Here is a 4,738-nt window from a genome sequence, read left to right as displayed (position 1 = left end):
CCCCCTCGGCCCACCCCGTGCCGTCGGCGGCATCCGCGTACGACTTGCACCGGCCGTCGGCGGCGAGCGCCCCCTGCCGGGAGAACTCCATGAAGATGCCGGGGCTGGCCATCACGGTGGCGCCGCCGGCAAGCGCCAGCGAGCACTCGCCCTGCCGCAGCGCCTGCGCGGCCAGATGGATCGCGACCAGCGAGGACGAGCAGGCCGTGTCCACCGTGACCGCCGGGCCCTCGAACCCGAACACGTACGACACCCGGCCGGAGGCCACACTCGCCCCGGCCCCGGTCATCGCGAACCCGCCGACCTCGTCCGGCACGGTGGCGCCGGTGTAGTAGTCGACGCCCATGATGCCGGTGAAGACACCGACGTCGGTGCCGCGCAGCGTGTCCGGGTCGATCCCCGCCCGCTCCAACGCCTCCCACGAGGTCTCCAACAGCAACCGCTGCTGCGGGTCCATCGCGACGGCCTCGCGGGGAGAGATACCGAAGAACCCCGGATCGAACCGGCCCGCCTCATGCAGGAAACCACCCCGGTCGACATACGAGCGGCCCGCGCGCTCGCCGCCGGGATCGGCGTCCGGGTCGGCATCCGGGTCGAACACCTCGTCCAGGTCCCAGCCGCGGTCGTCGGGGAAGCCGGTGACACCGTCCCGGCCGTCCCGCACCAGGCGCCAGAGGTCGTCCGGCGTCCGGACTCCGCCAGGCAGCCGGCAGGCCATGCCGACGACCGCCACGGGCTCCCCCGCGTCGGCCGTCCGGAGCGGCTCGACGGCTTCCGGCAGGCCCGAGCCGTCGAGCTCGCCGAGCAGGAACCGGCCCAGCGCGCGCGGCGAGGGGTGGTCGAAGACGACGGTCGCGGGCAGGGCGACGCCGCTCGCTTCACGCAGCCGGTTGCGCAGCTCGACCGCGGTCAGCGAGTCGAAACCGGCGTCCCGGAACGCGGTGTCGGGCTGTACCTGGCCGACGCCGGCGTGGCCCAGCACGGCGGCCACGTGGGTGCGGACCACGTCGAGCAGCAGGCTCTCCCGGGCGGGCCCGCCGAGGCCGGCCAACCGTCCGGCCAGGTCGCCCGGCCCGCCGCCACCGGCCTCGCCACCGCGGGCGCGCTGCCGGGCGGTGGGCACCAGGTCACGCAGCAGCGGGGGCACGGCGCCGCTCTCGCGAAGCGCGGCGAGGTCGAGCCGGACCGGTATCACCAGCGCGCTCCCGCCGGCGAGCGCGGCGTCGAACAGGGCCAGGCCCTCGGCCGGAGCCAGGGGCACGACCCCGCCGCGGCGGCGCATCCGGCCGCGGGCCTGGTCGTCGACGCCGGCGCCCATGCCGTCGTCCTGCCGCCACGGTCCCCAGGCCAGCGAGATGCCCGGCCGGCCCTGGGCCCGGCGGGCGGCCATGAGCGTGTCGAGGTAGGCGTTCGCCGCCCCGTATCCACCGGTTCCGGCGCCGAGGAAGGTGCCGGAGACGGAGGAGAACATCGCGAAGACGTCCACGTCGAGGTCGCGGGTGGCACGGTCGAGGTTCTGTGCCGAGACAACCTTGGCCGCGAAGACCTCGGCCAGCCGGTCCGGGTCGGTCCGGGTCACGATCCCCGCGTCGAACACGCCGGCGGCGTGGATCACCCCGCTCAGCCGGCGCTCGGCGGCCAGCCGGCCGACGAGGGCGGTGACGGCGTCGGCGTCCGAGACGTCGACGGCGACGAGCTCGACGCTCTGCGCACCCAGGTCGCTCAGCCGCTCGGCCAGCTCGATGGCGCCCTCGGCGGCCGGGCCGCGGCGGCCGGCGAGGGTGAGGTGCCGGACGCCGTGGGCGGTCACCAGGTGCGCCGCCAGCAGGCTGCCGAGCGAACCGGTGCCGCCAGTGATCAGCACGGTGCCGGCGGGGTCGAACGGCGACGCCGGGCCCTGGACCGGCGTCGCGTCCGATGCGGCGCTCAGCTCGGGGTAAGGAGCCGATGCACGGGACGCGCGGGTCATCCGAGGGGCCAGGAAGGTGGAGCCGCGGACGGCGAGCTGCGGCTCGCCGTCCGGCAGCCGGTCCGGCAACGAGCCGTCGGGACCGAGGTCGACGAGGACGAACCGGCCTGGGTTCTCGGCCTGGGCCGCCCGGACCAGGCCCCAGACGGCGCCTCCCGCCGGGCCGTGCCCGGGATCGACGACCGGTTCGGGTCCGGCGGCCACGGCTCCGCGGGTCACGACGACGAGTGGCCCGGAGCCCGGCGTCGCAGCGGTGTCGACCGCGAGCCAGTCCTGCAGGACGGCCAGCACCCGGGTGGTCTCGGCGAGCGGATCGTCGCCGGAGACCTCGACCACGGTCCGTCCGGGGCGCTCGCCGGCGTCGGCCGGCGGGCCGGCCGGGTGCGCCACCGGGCGCCACTCGATCTCGTAAAGCGAGTCCGGCCCGGTCGCGCCGCGCGCGCTGGCGGCGGTGAGCTGGGCGCTGGTGACGGCGCGGGATACGAGCGAGTCGACCGTGACGACGGGCGCACCGGTGTCGTCGGCCGCGTCCAGGACGAGGGTGTCGGGGCCGGGCCGGCGGACCCGGACCCGCAGCGACGTCGCGCCCGCGGCATGCAGGCGCAGGCCGCTCCAGGCGAACGGCAGCCGGACCACCGCCTCCTCCGGTCCGCCGGTGGCCGGGTCGCCCGCTGCCGGACTGTCGGCGACGGCGGCGAGGACGGCGGAGTGCAGGGCCGCGTCGAGCAGACCAGGGTGGATGCCGGAGGCGGCCGCGACAGCCCGGTGCTCGGGCGCCACGGCGACCTCGGCGAAGACGTCGGAACCGCGCCGCCAGGCCGAGCGGACGCATCGGAACGCCGGCCCGTACTCGTACCCGGCCCGGGCGAGCAGCTCGTAGCCGCCGGTGAGGTCGACGGGCCGGGCGCCCGCCGGCGGCCAGGCCGCGAGGTCGGGCTCGGGGGTGCGGTCGGAAGTGGGGCCGGTCCCGTCGGTCGTTTCGGGCACGGCCAGCGTGCCGCTCGCGTGGCGGGTCCACTCGGTGGCCTCGTCCGGCGCGGACCAGATCTCGACCGTGCGGGTGGCGGAAGTGCCGTGGCTCTCCCCCGGCCCCCCGAGGACGACATGCACCCGGACGCTGCCCTGCCGAGGCACGACGAGGGGGCTTTCGATCACAAGCTCGCGCAGTACACCGCACCCGGCCTCGTCGCCGGCCCGGACGGCCAGCTCGACCAGGCCGGTGCCCGCCACCAGGACGACACCGCCGATGGAGTGGTCGGCCAGCCAGGGGTGGGTGCGCAGCGACAGCCGGGAGGTCAGGGCCAGGCCGCCGTCCCGCGGCAGGCTGACCACGGCGCCGAGCAGCGGATGGTCCGCCCCGGCCTGGCCGAGGGCCGCGGGATCGGCCGGGGCGGCCGCCGGCAGCCAGTAGTGCTGGTGGTCGAAGGCGTAGGTCGGCAGCTCGACGCCCGCGCCGTCGCCGCCGTCCGGCAGCATCGCTGTCCAGTCGACCTCGACGCCTCGGGTGAACAGCTCGGCGGCGGCGGCGAGCGCCGTCGGGACCTCCGGCCGGCCGTCGCGCATCATCGGCACGCCGGGCCGGCCGGCCGCGGCCGGCAGACCGGACAGCGCGGCGCCCGGCCCCACCTCGAGGAACACTCCCCCGCCTGCGGCGATCGCCGCCTGCACGCCGTCCGCGAACCGGACGGTCCGCCGCACGTGGTCGGCCCAGTAGCCGGGCGTGGCGAGCTCGTCGCCGGCGATCTCACCAGTCAGGTTGGAGACGACCGGCACGGACGGCTGGTGCCACCGCACCTGTTCCAGGACGGTCCTGAACTCGGCCAGCACGGGCTCCATACGGGCGGAGTGGAACGCGTGCGACACCGTCAGCCGCCGGGTCCGGGCACCGCGCTCGCGCATCCGGGCGGCGGCGGCCAGCACGGGCACCTCGTCACCGGACAGGACGACGGCGTCCGGCCCGTTGACCGCGGCGAGGTCGACGCCGGCGCCGAGGAACTCGCGCACGGCGTCCTCGGGCGCGCCGACCGCGACCATCGCACCGCCTTCCGGCAGCGCCTCCATCAGCCGCCCGCGGGCGGCCACGACCGCGGCGGCGTCCGGCAGCGACAGCACACCGGCCAGGTGGGCGGCCGTGATCTCGCCGATCGAGTGCCCGATCATGAGGTCGGCCCGGATGCCCCAGGACTCGACCAGCCGGGCCAGCGCGACCTCGACGGCGAACAGGCCGGTCTGGGTGAACACCGTCCGGTCCAGGCGGTCGGTGCCGTCCGCGCCGTCCGCACCGTCGTCAGCGAGGAGTACGGCGCGGATGCCGGGTCCGGCGGCGGCGCCGAGCCGTTCGTCGAGCAGGGCGCAGGTCTCGTCGAACGCGTCGGCGAAGACCTGGAAGCGGCGATGGAGCTCGCGGCCCATGCCCGGCCGCTGGGAACCCTGGCCGGGGAAGACGAACACCACCTTGCCGGGCCGACCGCCCGGGCCGGTGACGATGTTCGGGGCCGGTTCGGCCCGGGCGAGGACGTCCAGACCCGTCAGGGCCTCGGCGGTGGACGTGGCCAGGAGGACGGCCCGGTCGGGCATCCGTACCCGCCGGTTCACAAGGGCGCCGGCGAGATCCTGCAGCGTGGTGTCGTGCTGGCGCAGGAAACCTGCGAGCCGTCCGGCCTGGCCCGCCAGCGCGGCGGCGCCGCGAGCGGTCATGACCAGAGGCACCACCGGTGTCTCTCCGGACGGGCAGTCGCCCGCAGCCGCATCGGCGGGATGCCCGCCCTC

Annotated in this window: 1 protein-coding gene; it reads right to left on the bottom strand. The window is 76.5% G+C overall.

Annotation, left to right across the window (positions count from 1 at the left end; translation table 11 throughout):
- On the bottom strand, positions 1-4,681 hold a 4,681-nt coding region (locus tag AC08OV_RS23575), incomplete at its 3' end, for an SDR family NAD(P)-dependent oxidoreductase (protein WP_476620338.1).
- Positions 4,682-4,738: the final 57 nt, after the last annotated feature.

Source organism: Frankia sp. CeTa3Moorea (assembly GCF_978021225.1).
Note: the sequence above shows the minus strand (reverse complement) of the source record. Positions and strands in the feature narration are given on the sequence as shown.